The organism is Pseudomonas sp. MDV22-iso1, assembly GCF_058145095.1.
This window is the reverse complement of sequence record NZ_JBYVMF010000032.1, coordinates 23,434-43,744: the sequence shown is the minus strand read 5'-3', so window position 1 is coordinate 43,744 and position 20,311 is coordinate 23,434. Positions and strand designations below refer to the sequence as shown.

General features: G+C 59.3%; 18 protein-coding genes. 12 read left to right on the top strand and 6 right to left on the bottom strand.

The annotated features are described in order from the left end of the window. The first annotated feature begins 99 nt into the window (after positions 1-99). Complete coding sequence (locus AC3ZVB_RS25950) at positions 100-2,484, top strand: DUF3772 domain-containing protein (protein WP_490148113.1); 2,385 nt, start codon at positions 100-102, stop codon at positions 2,482-2,484. Between the two features lie 152 nt (positions 2,485-2,636). Here the strand turns inward: AC3ZVB_RS25950 and AC3ZVB_RS25945 are convergent, their stop codons facing one another. After that, the gene (locus tag AC3ZVB_RS25945) at positions 2,637-3,557 is read right to left on the bottom strand and encodes a helix-turn-helix domain-containing protein (RefSeq protein ID WP_490148112.1); all 921 of its coding nucleotides are present in this window, start codon (positions 3,555-3,557) and stop codon (positions 2,637-2,639) included. 162 nt (positions 3,558-3,719) lie between these two features. Here AC3ZVB_RS25945 and AC3ZVB_RS25940 point away from each other — a divergent pair, with 162 nt between their 5' ends. The 7 genes from AC3ZVB_RS25940 to AC3ZVB_RS25910 all read left to right on the top strand — a co-directional run bounded on the left by AC3ZVB_RS25940 (position 3,720) and on the right by AC3ZVB_RS25910 (position 11,330). Continuing rightward, a complete protein-coding gene (locus AC3ZVB_RS25940) occupies positions 3,720-5,078 on the top strand; it encodes a glutamine synthetase family protein (protein WP_162440454.1) in 1,359 nt (452 codons plus the stop codon). A 150-nt stretch (positions 5,079-5,228) separates the two neighbouring features. Further along, positions 5,229-6,317, top strand: coding sequence for a polyamine ABC transporter substrate-binding protein (locus tag AC3ZVB_RS25935; RefSeq protein ID WP_162440453.1), 1,089 nt, complete (start codon positions 5,229-5,231; stop codon positions 6,315-6,317). Beyond that, positions 6,314-7,615 carry an NAD(P)/FAD-dependent oxidoreductase gene (locus tag AC3ZVB_RS25930; protein ID WP_490148111.1) on the top strand — a complete coding sequence of 434 codons (1,302 nt, stop codon included), beginning with the start codon at positions 6,314-6,316 and terminating at the stop codon, positions 7,613-7,615. The genes AC3ZVB_RS25935 and AC3ZVB_RS25930 overlap by 4 nt, the downstream gene beginning before the upstream one ends. A 266-nt stretch (positions 7,616-7,881) precedes the next feature. Next, positions 7,882-8,478, top strand: coding sequence for a paraquat-inducible protein A (locus AC3ZVB_RS25925; RefSeq protein ID WP_162440451.1), 597 nt, complete (start codon positions 7,882-7,884; stop codon positions 8,476-8,478). After that, a complete protein-coding gene (locus AC3ZVB_RS25920; protein WP_162440450.1) occupies positions 8,475-9,122 on the top strand; it encodes a paraquat-inducible protein A in 648 nt (215 codons plus the stop codon). The genes AC3ZVB_RS25925 and AC3ZVB_RS25920 overlap by 4 nt, the downstream gene beginning before the upstream one ends. Then, on the top strand, positions 9,103-10,758 hold the full coding sequence (locus AC3ZVB_RS25915; protein WP_490148110.1) for a PqiB family protein: 1,656 nt from the start codon (positions 9,103-9,105) through the stop codon (positions 10,756-10,758). The genes AC3ZVB_RS25920 and AC3ZVB_RS25915 overlap by 20 nt, the downstream gene beginning before the upstream one ends. A gap of 17 nt (positions 10,759-10,775) precedes the next feature. Further along, entirely contained in the window at positions 10,776-11,330 is a 555-nt protein-coding gene (locus AC3ZVB_RS25910) for a PqiC family protein (protein WP_490148109.1), read from the top strand. Between the two features lie 322 nt (positions 11,331-11,652). Here AC3ZVB_RS25910 and AC3ZVB_RS25905 read toward each other — a convergent pair whose 3' ends face one another. Then, positions 11,653-12,498 (bottom strand): site-specific integrase, encoded by an 846-nt coding sequence (locus AC3ZVB_RS25905; protein WP_235992883.1) that lies wholly within the window; start codon positions 12,496-12,498, stop codon positions 11,653-11,655. On the opposite strand from AC3ZVB_RS25905, the gene AC3ZVB_RS25900 reads away from it, so the two are divergent. From AC3ZVB_RS25900 to AC3ZVB_RS25885, 4 genes are all read left to right on the top strand, one after another. Beyond that, complete coding sequence (locus AC3ZVB_RS25900) at positions 12,497-12,787, top strand: hypothetical protein (RefSeq protein WP_490148108.1); 291 nt, start codon at positions 12,497-12,499, stop codon at positions 12,785-12,787. The genes AC3ZVB_RS25905 and AC3ZVB_RS25900 overlap by 2 nt on opposite strands. A gap of 148 nt (positions 12,788-12,935) precedes the next feature. Further along, positions 12,936-13,643 (top strand): HPP family protein, encoded by a 708-nt coding sequence (locus tag AC3ZVB_RS25895; RefSeq protein ID WP_490148107.1) that lies wholly within the window; start codon positions 12,936-12,938, stop codon positions 13,641-13,643. A 217-nt stretch (positions 13,644-13,860) separates the two neighbouring features. Next, positions 13,861-14,967, top strand: coding sequence for an enoyl-CoA hydratase/isomerase family protein (locus AC3ZVB_RS25890; RefSeq protein ID WP_490148106.1), 1,107 nt, complete (start codon positions 13,861-13,863; stop codon positions 14,965-14,967). 3 nt (positions 14,968-14,970) lie between these two features. After that, the gene (locus AC3ZVB_RS25885) at positions 14,971-16,122 is read left to right on the top strand and encodes an acyl-CoA dehydrogenase family protein (RefSeq protein WP_490148105.1); all 1,152 of its coding nucleotides are present in this window, start codon (positions 14,971-14,973) and stop codon (positions 16,120-16,122) included. 111 nt (positions 16,123-16,233) lie between these two features. On the opposite strand, the gene AC3ZVB_RS25880 is transcribed toward AC3ZVB_RS25885, so the two are convergent. The 4 genes from AC3ZVB_RS25880 to AC3ZVB_RS25865 form a co-directional block, all read right to left on the bottom strand. After that, positions 16,234-17,007: an enoyl-CoA hydratase gene (locus tag AC3ZVB_RS25880; protein ID WP_490148104.1), complete on the bottom strand. Its 774-nt coding sequence runs from the start codon at positions 17,005-17,007 to the stop codon at positions 16,234-16,236. Positions 17,008-17,055: 48 nt separating this feature from the next. Next, positions 17,056-18,183 carry an acyl-CoA dehydrogenase gene (locus AC3ZVB_RS25875; protein WP_490148103.1) on the bottom strand — a complete coding sequence of 376 codons (1,128 nt, stop codon included), beginning with the start codon at positions 18,181-18,183 and terminating at the stop codon, positions 17,056-17,058. 149 nt (positions 18,184-18,332) lie between these two features. Beyond that, a complete protein-coding gene (locus AC3ZVB_RS25870; protein ID WP_490148102.1) occupies positions 18,333-19,526 on the bottom strand; it encodes an acetyl-CoA C-acyltransferase in 1,194 nt (397 codons plus the stop codon). A 12-nt stretch (positions 19,527-19,538) separates the two neighbouring features. Beyond that, positions 19,539-20,300, bottom strand: coding sequence for an SDR family NAD(P)-dependent oxidoreductase (locus AC3ZVB_RS25865; protein WP_162440441.1), 762 nt, complete (start codon positions 20,298-20,300; stop codon positions 19,539-19,541). Positions 20,301-20,311 lie beyond the last annotated feature (11 nt).

Sequence of the window (20,311 nt, the reverse complement as noted above, 5' to 3'; positions counted from 1 at the left end):
CGGGCGACCGCGTGCAGAGCGATGAATGACACCGCTCGCTTTTCTGCGTGATGGCCTAACCTCATAGGCTGAGACTCAACAACAGAGCCGAACTCGCCTATGCGTCATGCACTGAAGTGGATGATCTTGACCGCACTCACGCTGCTGGCGTCCAGCGGTGCAGCGCTGGGAGCCGCTGAGGCGCCAGTGTCGATTGCCGGGTCTGCCGGGACGTCGTCGCATGCGGTTTCCGAAAGCGATCTGTCAGGCCTGCAGCTAAGGCTGGATCGCATCAAACAACAGATATCGCTGGCCAATAACCTGAGCCAGATGGTCGGTCTGCAGGATACGGTTCAGCGGTATATCAGTGACGTGGATACCCTCGAGTCCGCGTTGCTGCCCGAACAGAAACAGTTGCAGGCCCAACTGGACGTACTGGGCCCGATATCATCCGTCGAGATCGGTGGAGACCTTTCGGATATCGCCACCCAACGGGCCGTTCTGTCCGAACAGAAGAGAAAGGTCGATGCCACACTCAAAACACTGACAGCGCTCAGGGACAGCGCCGCCGGGCTCATTGCTCAGATCGCCGGTATTCGACGCAGCCTTCTGGAAAGCGAAGTCACCCAGCGCAACGCCAGCATCTTGTCACCTCGTTTCTGGTCGCCTCTGTTTAATCTGACGCCTGAAGATCGCCAGCGACTGCAGGACTTTATCCGCGATGTCCGAATCTCCCTGGCGCTTGCCTGGCAACCGGGCGAACGCCTGTTGGCTGCTGCGATCATTCTGCTGGCGCTGGTCGTCTGGATCTGGGGCCGTAGAGTGGCCGATCGCGCACTGACGTGGATCTGCATTCACCGAATGCCTGAGGGGCGTCTGCGTCGAAGTTCGCTCGCCTTCGCCTCGGTGGTGGCCACGGTGCTGACCACCGCCTGCGCGATGCAACTGCTGTTCTACGCGCTGAACCGGCAACTGCCGCTAACCCCCATCGTGCAGAACTTCGCTGACGAGTTCGAAAAACTGATTTACACCTGCGTTCTGGTGACCGGTTTGAGCCGGGCATTGCTGTCGACAGAGCACCCGTCGTGGCGCCTGCCCGTGATGGCCGATTCCGTGGCACTGACGCTCAAACGCTATCCCCGCCTCCTGGCCTGTGTGCTTTTACTGCTGGTCGGTCTTTCGCAAGTCATCTATGTCACCGGCATGAGCAACGCGGCGGTATTACAGGGACGTGGTGTGATTTCACTGGCCGTTACGCTGGTCTTTGTAGCGTTGTTCCATCAGGCCAGCAAAGCCCGCCGAGCATTGGCCGCGACCGGTGAACCTTCAGAAGCAAGCACCACGCTGGCCGGCCTGATCTATACCGTCGTCAGCATCGCCATATTCATCTCGTTGATTGCGCTGCTGATCGGCTACGTTTCACTGGCGAGGTTCATCACGTATGAACTGGTGTGGGGATTCATCATCCTGTCCGGGTTTTACCTGCTCATCCAATTGTTCAAGGACAGTTGCGAGTACTTGTTTTCAGCCAGGAGCCCCAGCGGCAAAGCCATTAAGCAATTGCTCGGGATCGGCGATACACGCCTGGAACAGGTTTCAATCGTCTTGTCTGGCGTCGGGCGCGCCGCGCTGCTGTTGCTCGCCCTGATCTGCATGATTGTCGGCGGCGTTGGCACCACCCTTGGGCAGTTGTTTGACCAGGCCGTCGCCATCCTCGGTGGCGATGGCCTGCGCAAACTCAACATCATCCCCGGCCACCTGCTCAATGCCGTGTTGGCGCTGTTAGTGGGTGTCTACCTGATTCGATCCCTGCGCCGCTGGCTGGATAACGAATTCCTGCCGAAAACCGACATGGATCCCGGCATGTGTGCGTCGCTCAGCACACTGTTCGCCAACATCGGCTACGCCCTGGTGATCTTGCTGACGTTGTCGTCATTGGGCATCCAGTGGACGAACCTGGCGTGGATCGTCAGCGCCTTGTCCGTGGGTATCGGCTTTGGCTTGCAGGAAATCGTCAAAAACTTCGTGTCCGGCCTGATCCTGCTGACTGAACGCCCGGTGAAAGTCGGCGACCTGATCAGCATCAGTGGCGTGGAAGGCGATATCCGGCGTATCAACGTACGGGCCACCGAAATACAACTCAGCGATCGCTCCATCGTCATCGTCCCCAACTCGCAATTGATCTCGCAAAACCTGCGCAACGTCACCCTGGGTGGCAGCGCTCAAGGGGTGGCGTCGCTGGAGCTGACCTTCCCGCTGGACATCGACCCCGAACAAGTCAGGAACCTGCTGTACGACACCTATTGCGAAAACGAAAGCATCCTCGACAAACCGGCGCCGACCGTGCGCTTCAGCAAACTGAGCCCGGAAGGCATCACCCTGACCATCACTGGCTACGTCAGCAGTCCGCGCATTGTCGGTACGACCAAAAGTGATTTGCTGTTCGAGGTTTTGAAACGCTTGGGAGCGGCAGGCATTGAACTGGCCAAGCCGGCGGCGGTGTGATCACTAAGTTGAGCGTCGACCACCTGTGGCGAGGGAGTTTACTCCCGCTGGGGTGCGAAGCAGCCCCCTGAATGCTTCAGTCACACCGAATCGTCTGCGAGTGCGACTGCTGCGCAGCCGAGCGGGAGTAAACTCCCTCGCCACAGGGAGCTTTACTCTGGAATTCGCCTCTGCGAGGCACGCTTCAAGGTTTCGCTCGGGAGCTCTTTGAACAACGCGCGATAACTGCTGGAAAACCGCCCCAGATGCCAGAAGGACCAGTTCATGGCCACTTCGGCCACGGTGGTTTCCATCGGCGTGCGACTGAGCAGTTCGCGGTGTGCGCTGTTGAGGCGGCGCAGGCGCAGCCAATGAGTCGGGGTCATGCCGGTATAGGCCTTGAACGCGTGCTGCACCTGACGCAGTGACACCCCGGCAATCTGCGAAAGCTCCAGCAGGTTCAGCGTTTCTTCAGGCGAATCCGCCGCCCATTCACCGATGCGCTTCATCACCGAACGCTCCTCGGTGCGACGTTGCAACGCCCCACGATCAAGGCACACGCAGGCGTTGTCGAGCAGGTACAGGCAGTCTTCCAGCAACTGCTGGGTCAAGGCTTCCTTGCTCGGGGGGTCGAGTGTCTGCGCGAGCTGGGTCAAGGTGCTGCTGAGCCAGCGACTGAACAATGCGTTCTGCCCCGAATTCAGCGGCGCCAGGAACAACCCTTCCAGCCTGGCGACATCCAGCCCATGACGTTGAACGAACTCCGGACCGAACACCACGGCGATTTCCTGGTAGTTCTCCGGGGTGATCCAGATGTTGCGGCTCTCGCCATTGAGCACATACAGCGCGTTGTCACTGCGATCGAAACAGAACGCCAACGAGCCTTCGGGCGCGCTGAAATTCTGCTCGACACGGGTGTTCATCTGCTCTTCGTAGATTTCCACGCCCTGCAGGTCCAGATAGCGCACCCGCCCGGCGAAATGCCCCGGTGACATCTGCTGGTACTGCTGCACCCAACCCGGCGTGGCGCGGATTTGCTCGGCGACATCTTCGGTGTTGAACGCTTGGACGTGTAACGGACTGAACGTTGTCATGGGTGACCTTGCGCACTCTTTTGGTGCGTTTTGGTGCTGCTGAAAGTGGATAGATGGATCTGCAAGGCTCGCCCAAGATAGTCGTCAACGCGTCTCAGGGGAAGTGTGTGGTGGATGAAACCACCCACCCCCGGCGTTAATAAAACCAATAACGAGGTCTTTATGAATGTCCCCTTCGATCAGCTGTTCACGTGGCTGAAAGATCACAAGATTACCGAAGTCGAATGCGTCGTCAGCGACCTGACCGGCATTGCACGCGGCAAAATTGCACCCACCAACAAGTTCCTGCATGAGCGAGGCATGCGCCTGCCGGAAAGTGTGCTGTTGCAAACGGTAACCGGGGACTTCGTCGACGACGACATCTACTACGACCTGCTTGACCCGGCTGACATCGACATGGTTTGCAAGCCCGATGCAGACGCGGTTTACGTGGTGCCATGGGCCATCGAACCGACCGCCATCGTGATCCACGACACCTTCGACAAGTTCGGCAACCCGATCGAACTCTCGCCGCGCAACGTGTTGAAAAAAGTCCTGCAGCTGTATACCGACAAAGGCTGGCGGCCGATTGTTGCGCCGGAAATGGAGTTCTACCTCACGCAACGTTGCGAAGACCCGGACCTGCCGCTCAAAGCACCCTTGGGCCGTTCGGGCCGCGCGGAAAGTGGCCGCCAGTCGTTCTCCATCGACGCTGCCAACGAATTCGATCCGCTGTTCGAAGACGTCTACGACTGGTGCGAATTGCAAGGCCTGGACCTCGACACGCTGATCCACGAGGACGGCCCGGCGCAGATGGAGATCAACTTCCGACACGGCAACGCGCTGGACCTGGCCGATCAGATCACCGTGTTCAAACGCACGATGCGCGAAGCTGCGCTCAAGCACAACGTGGCAGCCACGTTCATGGCCAAGCCGATCGGTGACGAGCCGGGCAGCGCCATGCACATCCACCAGAGTGTGGTGGACATCGCCACCGGTCAGCCGATTTTCGTCAACGCTGACGGGACGATGAGCGAGCTGTTCCTGCACCATATCGGCGGCCTGCAAAAGTACATTCCAAAAGTACTGCCGATGTTCGCCCCCAACGTGAACTCCTTCCGCCGCTTCCTGCCGGACACCTCGGCACCGGTGAACGTCGAATGGGGCGAAGAAAACCGCACCGTCGGCTTGCGTGTGCCGACCTCGAGCCCTGAATCGATGCGCGTGGAAAACCGTCTGCCAGGCGCTGACGCCAACCCTTACCTGGCCATTGCGGCCAGCCTGTTGTGCGGCTACCTCGGCATGGTTGAGCGCGTCGAGCCGAGCGCAGCGGTCGAAGGTCGGGCCTATGAGCGGCGCAACCTGCGCCTGCCGATCACCATCGAGGACGCTCTGACGCAGATGGAAGAATGCGAAACCATCGAGAAGGTGCTGGGCAGCAAATTCGTTCGCGGCTATGTCGCGGTCAAGCGTGCAGAACACGAGAACTTCAAACGCGTGATCAGCTCGTGGGAGCGGGAGTTTCTGTTGTTCAGCGTCTAGTCCTTCGTTGCCAGTACCACCGCTATCGCCAGCAGGCTAGCTCCCACAGGGGAATGCATTCCAAATGTAGGAGCTAGCCTGCTGGCGATAGCGGCCACCCAAACACCAGAGAACCACCTGAAAAAATCCAATAAATCCAAGAGGTGTCGAATGCGTCTATTGAAATCCGTGGTTCCGGCCACACTGGCTTTGCTCTTCAGCGCTATTGCCCAGGCTCAGCCCACCGTCAGTGTCTACAACTGGACCGATTACATTGGCGAAACCACCCTCGCCGACTTCCAGGCAAAAACCGGGATCAAAGTCATCTACGACGTGTTCGATTCCAATGAAACACTGGAAGGCAAGTTGCTCGCCGGCCGCACCGGTTACGACGTGGTTGTCCCGTCCAACCACTTTCTGGCTCGCCAGGTAAAGGCTGGCGCGTTCCTTAAACTGGATCGCTCACAGCTGCCGAACTTCAAGAACCTCGACCCCAAACTCCTGGCGCTGCTGGAGAAGAACGACCCGAACAACGAGCATTCGGTCCCGTACCTGTGGGGCACCAACGGCATCGGCTACAACGTCGACAAGGTCAAGCAAGTGCTGGGCGTCGATCACATCGATTCCTGGGCGGTGTTGTTCGAACCGGAAAACCTGAAAAAACTCAGCCAGTGCGGCGTATCGATGATGGACTCGGCGGACGAAGTGTTCCCGGCCGTCCTCAATTACATGGGCATGGACCCGCGCAGCGAGAACCCCGAGGACTTCAAAAAAGCCGAAGCCAAATTACTCAGCATCCGGCCGTACATCACCTACTTCCACTCCTCCAAGTACGTATCGGACCTGGCCAACGGCGACATCTGCGTAGCGTTCGGTTACTCGGGTGACGTGTTCCAGGCCGCGAACCGTGCCAAGGAAGCGAAGAACGGCGTGAACATCGCGTATGCCATTCCCAAGGAAGGCAGCAACCTGTGGTTCGACCTGTTGGCGATTCCGGCCGACGCCAGCAACCCGAAAGAAGCCCATGCCTTCATCAACTACCTGCTCGACCCACAAGTGATTGCCAAGGTCAGTGCGTCGGTCGGTTACGCCAACCCCAACCCGGCCGCCAAGCAGTACATGGACCCGGAACTGGTGAACAATCCAGAGGTGTACCCGCCTCAGGAAGTGCTCGATAAACTTTACATCTCGACCACCCCGCCCCAGTCGATCATGCGACTGATGACCCGCTCCTGGAGCAAAGTGAAGTCCAACAAATGAATCAGTACACCCAGGAACACGCGCATTCTTATTACGCTGCCACAGCCAAGGGCATGGCGCCCTACCCGACCCTGGCAACGGACCTGGTGGCTGATGTCTGTGTGATCGGCGGCGGCTTCACTGGGGTCAACACCGCCATTGAACTCGCGCAACGCGGGCTCTCGGTGATCCTTCTGGAGGCGCATCGAATCGGCTGGGGCGCCAGTGGGCGCAACGGCGGGCAACTGATTCGCGGTATCGGGCATGACGTCAGTGGGTTCGCCCGCTACGTCGGGCAGGAAGGTGTGCGCTATCTGGAGCGTGCCGGCACGGAATCGGTGGAACTGGTCGGCGCTCGGATCCGCGAACACGCGATCGATTGCGACCTGCGCTGGGGCTTTTGCGAACTGGCCAATACCCCGGCGCAATTTGCGGCGTTCAACGTCGAGCAGCAGGCACTCGCGCAATCCGGTTATGCCCATGAGACCCGCCTCGTCGGGCCTGAACAGATTCGCGAGCAAGTGGTGAATGCCGGGGTATATGCCGGTGGTCTGGTCGACATGGGCTCGGGGCATCTGCACCCGCTCAACCTGATCCTGGGTGAAGCACGGGTGGCTCACGCCCTCGGTGTGCAGATCTTCGAGCAGAGCCCGGTGCTGGAGCTGATCCATGGCGACACGGTGCAGGTTCGCTGCGCCGGCGGCACAGTCCGCGCCGGCCAGTTGGTGCTCGCGTGCAATGCGTATCTGGACGAACTCGAACCCAAACTCAGCGGTAAGGTGCTACCGGCCGGCAGCTACATCATCGCCACCGAGCCGTTGGCGCCTGAAGTGGCTGCGCAATTGATCCCGCACAACCTTGCGTTGTGCGATCAAAAGGTGGGGCTGGATTACTACCGGCTTTCGGCGGATCGGCGTTTGCTGTTCGGCGGCGCCTGTCATTACTCCGGACGGGACCCGGCAGACATCACCGCCTACATGCGTCCGCACATGCTCAAGGTGTTCCCGCAACTGGCGGATGTGCGCATTGATTATCAATGGGGCGGCAAGATCGGCATCTCGGCCAATCGCTTCCCGCAGGTCGGCCGCTTGAGCCAGCACCCGAACGTGTTCTACGCCCAGGGTTACTCCGGCCATGGCCTGAACGTGACCCACTGGTGCGCCAGGCTGTTGGGCGAAGCGATTCATGCCGGGCATAGCCAGGGCTTTGATGTGTTCAGCGCCGTGCCGCACATGACCTTCCCCGGAGGCCCGCTGCTGCGCTCGCCATTGCTGGCGATGGGGATGCTCTGGTATCGCTTGCGAGAGGTGTTGGGCTGAGCCGCTGTGTCTGAAACACCACCCTTCCCGTAGGAGCTGTGTAGGAGCTGCCGAGTGAAACGAGGCTGCGATCTTTTGATCTTGCACTTTAAAAACAAGATCAAAAGATCGCAGCCTCGTTTCACTCGACAGCTCCTACAGGGGGAAATTCGTTACCAATACGCTTGCGTTCCTGCCTTTTACTCACCTTTCGATTTGCTCAATCGCCACTCACTTCTATATTGATGAGGTGCTCTGCCTTTCCTGCCTCCTATTGAGCGCGACCCATGGCCACCACTGACCATTTGATCATCTGCGAGCATTGTGACTGCGTGTATGAAAAAGTGACGCTCGCCAAGCACCAGAAAACCCTGTGCACACGCTGCGGCGGGGTGCTTCAGCGTTATAACGGCCTGACGATCGAACAGCGCCTGGCATTGAGCCTGACCGCGCTGGTGGTGTGGATCTTTACCAACTTCTATCCGGTGATGAGCATCAGCCTCAAGGGCCTGAAAAACAGCGCGACGCTTTGGGATTCAGTCCTGGCGCTCAGCCAGGGACCGATCACCTTTATCGCGATGGTGGCGGCGATCGCCATGATCATCGCGCCGATTTTCCAGCTGTTGCTGTTGATCTGGGTGCTGAGTTTCGGCCTGGCCCACCAGCGAGCGCCCGGTTTCAAATTCTGCATGCGCTGGCTGGAAACCCTCAGGCCCTGGAGCATGCTCGAAGTCTGCCTGCTGGGCGCCATGGTCGCCGTGATCAAACTCGCGGGACTGCTCGACGTATTGCCCGGCATCGGCCTGTTTGCGCTGGCCGTGCTGAGTTTGATGATGATCCGCATCGCCGGGCGCGACGTCCGTGATCTGTGGGATACCTTATGAACCGACCTCCAGTGGCGAGCGAACTCAACCTGTGCCTGTGTCACACCTGCGGACTGGCCTGTGACATGACCCACGAGCCGGATGAATGCGAACGCTGCGGCGCGCCGTTGCATCGGTATAAACCGAACTCACTGACACGTACCTGGGCCTACATGTTCACCGCGCTGGCGTTTTACGTACCGGCCAATCTGCTGCCGGTGATGAACACCAAGATGGTCGGCAACGGCGCCGACAGTACGATCATGACCGGCGTCATCGAGTTCTGGGAGGCCGGTGCCTGGGACATCGCCCTGATTATTTTCATCGCCAGCATCGCGGTGCCAGGCATCAAGTTTGTCGCCCTGACGCTGCTGCTGGTGACGGTTCAGCGTGACAGCCAGTGGGCACGCAAAGAGCGTTCGCAGTTGTACCGTTTTGTCGAAGTCATCGGTTACTGGTCGATGCTCGACGTGATCGTGGTCGCCTTGGTGGCCGCGCTGGTGAAGTTTCAAGCATTGGCCGATATCGAGCCGCGCCCGGGCATTCTGTTTTTCGGGCTGGTGGTGATCTTCACCATGCTGTCGGCAATGAGTTTCGATCCGCGGCTGATTTGGACCGAAAAGAACATTAACGAGGAGGTCATGGATGAAGTCGCAAGTCACTGATGGGGCCCAGCCCCCTGGCCAGGCCCCGATAAAGACGCGTCGTTTCAGTGTTTCACTGGTATGGATCGTGCCCATCGTTGCCGTGTTGGTGGGCATTTCACTGGTGGTTCACAGCCTCATGCAGGAAGGGCCCACGATCACCATCAACTTCAAGACCGGCAGCGGCCTGGTCGCCAACAAGACCGAAGTCAAATACCGCAACGTGGTCATCGGGCATGTTTCGGACGTCGAATTAAGCGATGACCAGAAGAGCGTCAACGCCACGATCAAACTGGCCAAGCAGGCTGAAAGCTTTACCCGTGAGGACTCGCAGTACTGGGTCGTGCGTCCACGTATCGGCGCTGGCGGCGTATCGGGTATCGACACCCTGCTGTCCGGTGATTACATCGGTGCCGACATCGGCCAGGCCAACGGCCGCGCTAAGAATTTCCAGGGGCTTGAGAACCCGCCGCCGATTACCTACGGTGAGCCGGGCAAGCGCTTCACCCTGCACTCCGCCGACCTGGGGTCGCTGGACATCGGTTCCCCGATTTACTACCGCAAGATACAGGTCGGTCAGGTGGTGGCTTATGCCCTGGATGCCGATGGCAAGGGCGTGAATATCGAAGTGTTCATTCACTCGCCCAATGACGCTTATGTCACGCAAGACACCCGCTTCTGGAACGCCAGTGGCATCGACGTGAGTGTGGGCGCCAACGGTTTTGCGTTGAAAACCGAATCGTTGTCCTCGATGCTGGTTGGCGGCATTGCCTTTCGTGCGCCGCAATACAGCCCCGACGATAAACCGGCCCCGGAGGAGTATGCCTATGACCTGTTTGAAGATCAGCAAACCGCCCTCGCCCCTCCCAATGGCAAGGCGCAGTACCTGACACTGCGCTTCGACCAGGCGTTGCGCGGGCTGAAAGTCGGTGCACCCGTGGAATTCCTCGGCATGGAGTTTGGTCGGGTCGTCTCGATCAACCTCGATTACGACGCAAAAAAACGCAGCTTTCCGGTCAATGTCGGCATTGTGATCTACCCGCAGCGACTCGGCACGGCGCACACCAAAATGATCAAGGCGTTGAATCATGATCCCAACGACGAGGCCGGCAGCATTCGGTTGATGGGCACGTTTGTCGAAAACGGTCTGCGCGCCCAGGCGCGTAGCGGCAACCTGTTGACGGGGCAACTGTACATCGCACTGGATTTCTACCCCAAAGCTGAAAAAGTCGCCTTCGACGCGACGGCCCGCCCTGTCAGCATTCCGACCGTGCCGGGCAGTCTCGAAGAGTTGCAGGGCAAACTGGAGGCCATGGTCGACAAGATCAACAAACTGCCTATCGAGCGCATCGCCAACAACCTGGACAGCAACCTCGTCGAGCTGCGCAAAGGCCTGACGCAATTTAATGCCAAGACGTTGCCTGGCGTGCAGAACACCCTCGCGGATGTCAGCAAGACCCTGCAATCAGCCAACTCGACCCTGGCTGAAGACTCACCGCAACGGGAAAAACTGTCCGAGACCCTGGACGATCTCGGCCGCACATCGCGCTCCTTGCGCGACCTTGCGGACTACCTGGGACGGCATCCGGAATCGCTGATCCGCGGCCGCCCGGAAAATGCCGCACCTATTGATCTGCAAGGGCCGCCGAGCAAATGACCACAGGAGCATCACCCATGGCTTTTCCGCTGAAGATGACGTTGATCGCCGCATTGGCGTTGCTCGCCGCCTGTCGCAGCGACCCTATTCAATTCCATACCTTGACGCCGGCCCAGCCGAACGTGAATTCAAGGACCAACGCGGACATCAGGATTGAGAGCCTGAGTGTCCCGCCACAGGTCGATCGTCCGCAGATCGTTGTACGCCAGGGCAACACCGGCATGGCGATTCTCGAGACCGACTGGTGGGGGGCAAGTCTGGCAGACGAGTTGCGCAGCGCACTGGTCGATCAGATGGTCAACAGCAATCCGCAACGCAAGATGTCGGTGCGCCTGGATATACAACGATTTGACTCGATTCCGGGGCAATACGGGTTGATCGACGTCAAGTGGCGACTGCGCGAGCTGGGTCAAAGCGAAAACTCGATGGTGACGTGCCGTAGTTCCCTGCAGACACCGTCCGGACCGACGATTGATGACCTGGTGGCGGCCCAGCAAAACAACATCAAACGCCTGGCCGCGCTGATCAGCCAGGCAGCCAATGGCACACAAAGAGGATGCCCCGCGTCGTAGGAGCAAAGCTTGCTCGCGGTGGCGTCGGGTCAGCCGAAATCAACGCTGCCTGACACATTGCTATCGCGAGCAGGCTCGCTCCTACCTTTGATCAGCGGGCAACACAAAATCTGCGGCAAACTCACACCCCCTGTGGGAGCTGGCTTGCCGGCGATGGCGGAGTATCAAACGAAATCAATGCTGCCTGACACACCGCTATCGCGAGCAGGCTCGCTCCTACCTTTGATCAGCGGGCAACACAAAATCCGCGTCGAGCACAGATCCCCTGTGGAGTGCACTGGTCCTGCCGACCCTGAGCGCTATCGATCAAATGACCTGCCCGTCACAGATCAAAACGGTCCACCGCGCGCCGACGCTCATTGTCATCGCGCACGTCATAGTTCGCAGTGGTCTGAATGTTGCTGTGATGCGCCAGTTTCTGCGCAATCGACAGGTCATGCTCTTCGATGACCCGGGTGATGAACGAGCGCCGAAAGTCATGGGGCATGATGTTAACCCCGACCTGAGCGCCCCGCTGCCGGGCAATGTAATAGATCGCATGTTTGGTAATGCGCTCGCGGGTGATATGGCTGCCACGGCGAATGCGGTTGAACAGGAATGGGTCGTCCTCTTCACCTTCCTTGAGGTGCGAACGACGCAGTTCAAGCCAGGCATCGAGTTTGGCGAACGCCCAGGCCGGCGCATACTTGATCAATTGCTTGTTGCCTTTGCCGGTGACCCGCAGGCTGCGCTCGTTGAAATCAACCTGGCCAAGGTCCAGATTGACTGACTCCGACTTGCGCATCCCGGACCCATACAGAATCGCGATGATTGCCGCATCCCGAAGACCTTGGGGACGTGGATCAGCCGCGCACACGGCCATCAATTCCTGAATCAGCGAACGCCTGAGGTTACGGCCCTGGGAAAGTCGCGTCCCGGCCATACCCTTTACCGAGCGCATCTTCAGCAAGTGGTCCTGACTGATAAGGCTCATGCGCCACGCTTCGTTCATCACGCCCCGTACGGCGTTGACGTACAGCGAAGAGGTATTCGGCGCATAGCCGTCCTCGCGCAGGGCGGCGACGAGCGCAACGACATTCTCCGGCTGCAACTGATGCCAGGGAATCTCCTCGATGTTCACGTCCTCGAAGCCCAGGCGGTCGGCCGCGTCCTGCAGAACGTAGCGCATGGTCAATTGGCTGGAGGGGGCCAATCGAGCCAGGTACAGGGTCAGAGGATTGGGTTTTGAAAAATTGGAATCGGTAGCGGGTAAGTCAATCAAACGAAACGGCCCTAAGAGAAATCAGTTCATTAAACAACTTGTTCATACTTTAGAGCAATTTGAACAACCTGCGCTCTCTGTAGGAACTGCCGCAGGCAGCGATCTTCATGAAGATCAGGAGACCGCAATCTGCGGCAGCTCACACAATGGGCCAAAGGATTTTTCGCACCCTATAACATCAAATAAAATGCATTGAAACAGCATTAATATGAATTTGTCAGCGATCATCGGACGCGGCACACTGTGCGCGTTCCTCCCCCAACAGTTGGAACACCTTCAAGGGCTTTCTGGGTCTCCCAGCCGAGCCTTTTTTTTGCCCTGATTTTGAACGGACCTTTTGCCTGATGCTTGCTCGCTGGTTACCCGCCGCCATCAATACCCGCCCTACCGAATGGAGCCGAGCCGCGATTGGCATGGCATCAGGCACATTGTTTAGCGTCTGGTTGTGTAGCCAGGTGTTCGGTATAGAAGTGGCGCAACACCTGATCGGCCCGCTGGGTGCGTCGGCGGTGCTATTGTTCGCCGTGTCCTCCGGCGCCCTCGCGCAACCATGGTCAATTCTGGGCGGCTACCTGAGTGCAGCCGTGGTTGCCCTGCTGGTGGCCCACGTTATGGGCCGGACGCTGACCAGTGCTTGCCTGGCGGCCGGTCTGGCACTGATTCTGATGTGCTGGCTGCGTTGCTTGCACCCACCGGCCGGTGCCTTGGCGCTGATACTGGTACTGGCCGATCCGGCGACCATTGCCCTGGATTGGAAAGCACTGGCGCCGGTAATGCTCGGTGCCTCCATTCTGCTGTTGTGGGCATTGGCCTATAACAACCTGACGCGGATTCGATACCCCAAACGGGCCGCAGAACCGGTCGTCGTGCTGCCGGCCGATCACCTGCCCGTCGACAGTCAGGCCATCACCGCCGAGGACCTGAAACTGGCCCTGGCCGACATGGAAGCCTTCTATGACGTCACCCCCGAAGACCTTGAGCAACTAGTCCATGCCAGTGAACTGCACGCCAGGCGCCGCAGTATTGGAGACGTTTTTTCTCGGCAGGATTGACGATCAAAAGATCGCAGCCTTCGGCAGCTCCTACAGGTGTACGCGATCCACAGTAGGAGCTGCCGGAGGCTGCGATCTTCTCATTGCGTCCTAAGGTAAATATGCAAACAGAGCCTGCACATATCCCGGTTGTACATCACAAATTTGCACTGGTACGATCCGGGATCGCTCGCGTGCGAGCTTCTTGATAAAGAACAATAAAAGCAGGGAGTTAGTGATGACTGCTCAGGTTTCTTCTCCAGCGACTCAGTCGATGGATGCCACGCAAAACGAGGTGCTGGCCGAGGTCCGCAACCACATCGGTCACCTGACCCTCAATCGCCCCGCCGGGCTTAACGCCTTGACCCTCGACATGGTCCGCAACCTTCAGCGCCAGCTCGACGCCTGGGCGATCGATGAGAACGTGCACGCCGTGGTGCTGCGCGGTGCTGGCGAGAAGGCTTTCTGTGCCGGTGGCGACATCCGCTCGCTGTACGACAGTTTCAAAAGCGGCGGCACGCTGCATCAGGATTTCTTCGTCGAGGAATATGCCCTCGATCTCGCGATCCACCACTACCGTAAACCGATCCTGGCCTTGATGGACGGTTTTGTCCTGGGTGGCGGCATGGGTCTGGTACAAGGCGCCGATTTACGCGTCGTCACCGAGAAAAGCCGCCTGGCAATGCCGGAAGTGGGCATCGGTTATTTCCCGGACGTAGGCGGCAGCTATTTCCTGCCGCGCATTCCCGGTGAACTGGGAATCTATCTAGGGGTCAGTGGCGTGCAGATTCGCGCGGCCGACGCGCTCTACTGCGGGCTGGCGGACTGGTACCTGGAAAGCGCCAAACTGGAATTGCTCGACGAAAAACTCGATCAACTGGATTGGCAAGACTCGCCGCTCAAGGACCTGCAGGGCGTCCTCGCCCAACTTGCGATACAACAGCTGTCCGATGCGCCTCTGGCGACGTTGCGCCCGGCCATCGACCACTTCTTCGCCCTGCCCGATGTGCCGAGTATGGTGGAGCAACTGCGTGAAGTAACGGTTGCGGACAGTCATGAATGGGCACTCGCCACTGCAGATCTGCTGGAAAGCCGCTCGCCATTGGCAATGGGCGTCACGCTGGAGATGCTGCGACGCGGTCGGCACCAGAGCCTGGAAGACTGCTTTGCCCTTGAGTTGCATCTGGACCGTCAGTGGTTCGAGCGCGGTGACCTGATCGAAGGCGTACGCGCGTTGCTGATCGACAAAGACAAAATGCCACGCTGGAATCCGCCGACCTTGCAGGCGCTGGACGCCGAGCATATCGCGAGTTTCTTCACAGGCTTCGACCAGAGCGGGAGCTGAGTCATGCACGATATCGAATTGAGCGAAGAACAAGTAATGATCCGCGACATGGCCCGGGATTTTGCCCGCGGCGAAATCGCGCCCCATGCACAAGCCTGGGAAAAGGCCGGCTGGATCGATGACGGTCTGGTGGCGAAGATGGGTGAGCTGGGCCTGCTGGGCATGGTGGTGCCCGAAGAATGGGGCGGCACTTACGTGGACTACGTTGCCTATGCCCTGGCAGTGGAGGAAATTTCCGCCGGTGACGGCGCCACGGGTGCATTGATGAGCATCCACAACTCCGTAGGTTGCGGGCCGGTCCTGAACTACGGCACCGAAGAGCAGAAAAAAACCTGGTTACCGGACCTCGCCAGCGGTCAGGCCATCGGCTGTTTCTGCCTGACGGAACCCCAGGCCGGTTCCGAAGCCCACAACCTGCGCACCCGCGCCGAACTGCGCGATGGCCAGTGGGTCATCAATGGCGCCAAGCAATTTGTCAGCAACGGCAAACGCGCCAAGCTGGCGATCGTGTTTGCGGTCACCGACCCGGACTTGGGCAAACGCGGCATATCGGCGTTCCTGGTACCCACCGACACCGCTGGCTTCATCGTCGATCGCACCGAACACAAGATGGGCATTCGTGCGTCCGATACCTGCGCGGTGACCTTGAGCAATTGCACGATTCCCGAAGCCAACCTGCTGGGTGAACGTGGTAAAGGGCTGGCGATTGCCCTGTCCAACCTCGAAGGCGGACGCATTGGCATCGCGGCGCAGGCCCTGGGCATTGCACGGGCGGCGTTTGAAGCGGCATTGGCCTACTCGCGTGATCGCGTGCAGTTTGACAAGCCGATCATTGAGCACCAGAGCATTGCCAACCTGCTGGCCGACATGCATACCCGCCTGAACGCCGCGCGCTTGCTGATCCTGCATGCCGCACGCCTGCGCAGTGCCGGCAAGCCGTGTCTGTCGGAGGCTTCACAAGCCAAGCTGTTTGCGTCGGAAATGGCCGAAAAGGTCTGCTCGTCAGCGATGCAGATTCATGGCGGGTATGGGTATCTGGAGGATTACCCGGTGGAGCGTTACTACCGGGATGCGCGGATCACGCAAATTTATGAAGGGTCGAGCGAGATACAGCGGATGGTGATTGCTCGAGAACTCAAGCATTACCTGGTTTGACCCCTTAAAAGCATCGCGAGCAAGCTTTGCTCTCACAGTAGATCTCCAGTGCTGATGAGAAACCCTGTGGGGGCATAGCTTGCTCGCGATGACGTCGTTGCAAACGCTACATCACTTCCCTTGGAACTGCGCGTCACGCTTGGCAATAAATGCCGCCATCCCTTCCTTCTGATCCTGCGTCGCAAACGCCGCATGGAACACTCGGCGCTCAAAGCGCACACCTTCGGACAGGCTCACTTCAAACGCACGGTTGACGCTTTCCTTGACCATCATCGCAATCGGCAACGACTTCTGGGCGATCTTCTCGGCAACCTTCAACGCCTCTTCCAGCAGCTCATCAGCCGGCACGATCCGCGCCACGATCCCGCAGCGTTCCGCTTCAACTGCATCAATCAACCGCCCGCTCAGGCACATTTCCATGGCCTTGGCCTTGCCCACGGCGCGGGTCAGGCGCTGAGTGCCGCCCATGCCTGGCAGCACGCCAAGGTTGATTTCCGGCTGGCCGAATCGAGCGTTGTCGCCGGCCAGGATGAAATCGCACATCAGCGCCAGCTCACAACCGCCGCCCAGCGCAAAACCGTTAACCGCAGCGATGATCGGCTTGCGGCGATTGGCCACGCGATCACTGTCGCTGAACAGGTCATCAAGGTAGATCTGCGGGTACGTCAGCTCCGCCATTTCCTTGATGTCGGCGCCGGCAGCAAAGGCTTTTTTCGAGCCGGTCAGCACGATGCAGCCGATGTTCGAATCTGCTTCCAGGCCATCGAGAGCGTGGTTGAGCTCGCTGACAATCTGCGCGTTCAACGCGTTTAGCGATTGTGGACGGTTAAGGGTAATCAGGCCCACTCGACCGTGGATTTCCAGCAAAATCGTTTCGTAACTCATACAGGACTCCTAAGTATTGTTTACGCCGAATCCCCGTAGGGTTCCTTGTTAAAGACTGCGCGAGATGACCATGCGCTGAATATCGCTGGTGCCTTCGTAGATCTGGCAAACCCGCACGTCACGGTAGATCCGCTCCACCGGGAAGTCGTTCAGGTAACCGTAGCCACCCAGGGTTTGCAACGCCGCGGAACAGACTTTTTCGGCCATCTCCGAAGCGAACAACTTGGCCATTGAGGCTTCGACCAACGCAGGCTTGCCACTATCGCGCAACGCGGCGGCGTAATGGACCATCTGCCGGGCCACGGCAATCTGCGTCGCCATGTCCGCGAGACGGAACGCTACCGCCTGATGTTCGATGATTGGCTTGCCAAAGCTTTCACGCTCGCGTGCATAGTCGCGGGCCGCTTCAAACGCAGCGCGGGCCATGCCCACCGATTGCGAAGCGATGCCTACACGACCGCCCTCAAGGTTGGCGAGGGCAATTCGATAGCCCTCACCCTCCTCGCCCAACCGATTGGCCACGGGCACTTTCACGTCTTCGAACAGAATCTGGCAGGTATCGGAGGCATGCTGGCCGAGCTTGTCTTCCACGCGTGCGACTTTGTAACCCGGCGAGTCGGTCGGCACGATCAGCGCCGTGATGCCGCGCTTACCGGCACTCGGATCGGTGACGGCGAACACGATCACCACACCGGCGTTCTGCCCGGACGTGATGAACTGTTTGCAGCCGTTGAGCACGTAGTGGTCACCTTCCAGGCGTGCGCGGGTTTTCAGGCCGCTGGCGTCGGAACCGGCCTGGGGCTCGGTCAGGGCAAAGGCACCGAGCATTGCGCCGCTGGCCAGCGGCTTGAGGAAACGCTCTTTCTGGTCATCGGTGCCGTAATTGAGGATCGGCACGCAACCCACCGAGTTGTGCACGCTCATGATGGTCGAGCACGCGCCATCACCGGCGGCAATTTCTTCCAGCGCCATGGCGTAAGCCAGGTAACCGGTGTCACAACCGCCCCATTGTTCCGGGACCAACATGCCGAAAAAGCCCAGCTCGGACATCTCGCCGATGGCCTCCGTCGGGAAGCGATGCAAGCGATCCCACTCCGCGGAGAACGGCTTCAGCCGCTCCTGGGCAAACTGCCGGGCCGCGTCGCTGATCTGTGTTTGTTCGTCATTGGGAATCATGCGGAATCCTTAAAAATGCAATCGCCCCTGTAGGAGCTGGCGCAGCCTGCGATCTTTTGATCTTGATCTTTGGCAATCATCATCACCACATCAAACGTTCGCAGCTTGCAGCAGCGCCTACAGAAACCGCGCAGAGTGATCAGCAAGCCTTAGTACAGGCACTCAACTGCAATAGCCGTTGCCTCGCCGCCGCCGATGCAGATGGCTGCAACACCGCGTTTCAGGCCCTTCTGGCGCAAGGCGGAGAGCAAGGTCACGAGGATCCGCGCGCCAGACGCACCAATCGGATGCCCCAAGGCACACGCGCCTCCGTGCACATTGACCTTCTCGTGAGGGATCTCCAGTTGGGCCATGGTCACCAGACTCACCACCGCGAACGCCTCGTTGACCTCAACAAGGTCGACTTCATCCAGGGACCAGCCGGTTTTCTTCATCAGCTTTTTGATCGCACCCACCGGTGCCACCGGAAACAGTCCCGGAGCGTCGGCGAACGCGGCGTGACCATGAATCACTGCCAGAGGCTTCAAGCCTTGTTTCTCGGCATCGGAACGGCGCATCAGCACGAGCGCTGCGGCACCGTCGGAAATCGAGCTGGAGTTCGCCGCCGTCACGGTCCCGCCTTCGCGGAATGCCGGCTTCAACGAAGCGACCTTGTCCAGTTTGGCTTTCGGGGGTTGTTCGTCGTTGCTGATCAGCACCTGCTCTTTGCCGATGGTCACCGTCAGCGGCACGATCTCGTCCTTGAAGGTGCCATCCTTGATGGCCTGCTGTGCGCGGGTTGTCGAGGCAATGGCGAATTCGTCCTGGACTTCACGGGTGAAACCATTGGATTCGGCGCAATCCTCGGCGAAGGTGCCCATCAAGCGGCCTTTGTCATAGGCGTCTTCGAGGCCGTCAAGGAACATATGATCGAGCACACGACCGTGGCCCATGCGGTAGCCGGCACGTGCGCGGTCCAGCAGGTACGGCGCGTTGGACATGCTTTCCATGCCACCGGCGACCACCACGTCGACGCTGCCGGCGACGAGCATGTCATGGGCCAGCATCGTCGCTTCCATGCCCGAACCACACATTTTGTTCAGCGTGGTGCAGCGGGTCGACTTATCCAGCCCGGCGCCCAGCGCAGCCTGGCGTGCAGGTGCCTGGCCCAGGCCTGCGGACAGTACGCAGCCGAACAGCACTTCTTCGACGGATTCAGGCTTGATACCCGCGCGCTCTACGGCAGCGCGAATGGCAGCAGCACCCAGTTGCGGCGCCGTCATGCTTTTCAGTTCGCCCTGGAAAGCACCCATCGGGGTGCGAACGGCGCTGACAATAACAATCGGATCGTTGGCAAGTGTCATGACAAATTCTCCTTACTTGGCGGCCATGCGCAAGGCACCGTCGAGACGGATCACCTCGCCATTGAGCATGCTGTTTTCAATGATATGCCTGACCAGCGCAGCATACTCGTCCGGTTTGCCCAAACGTGGCGGAAAGGGCACGCCAGCCGCCAGAGAAGCCCGGACTTCCGGGGTCATACCGGCCATCATCGGCGTTTCGAAAATGCCGGGGGCGATGGTCATCACGCGAATGCCGAAACGCGCCAGCTCGCGGGCCGCAGGCAACGTCAGACTGACGATGGCGCCTTTGGACGCGGCGTACGCCGCCTGACCGATCTGGCCGTCGTAAGCAGCAGCGGAGGCGGTATTGATGATTACCCCGCGCTCGCCGTCTTCATTGGCCTCGGTTTCGGCAATCGCAGCTGCCGCCAGACGCAGCATGTTGAAGCTGCCGATCAGGTTCACATTGATGACCTGGCTGAAACTGGCCAACGCGTGAGGGCCGGTTTTGCCGAGGATTTTCTCGCCTCGCACGATGCCGGCGCAGTTAACCAGACCGTTCAGGCCACCAAAGGCCTTGACGGTCGCCTGCACGGCAGCTTCGGCGGCGGCTTCGTTGCTGATGTCCGCGACGACGCTTTGCGCGCCCAGTCGTTGAGCCTGAGCTGCAACAGCCTCGGCGTTCATGTCCACCAGCATCACTTTGGCGCCGGCCGCAACCAGCATCTCAGCGGTGGCCGCACCCAGTCCGGAGGCGCCGCCGGTGACGAGAAAAGCCTTGTTTTCGATCTGCATCATTGTTTCCT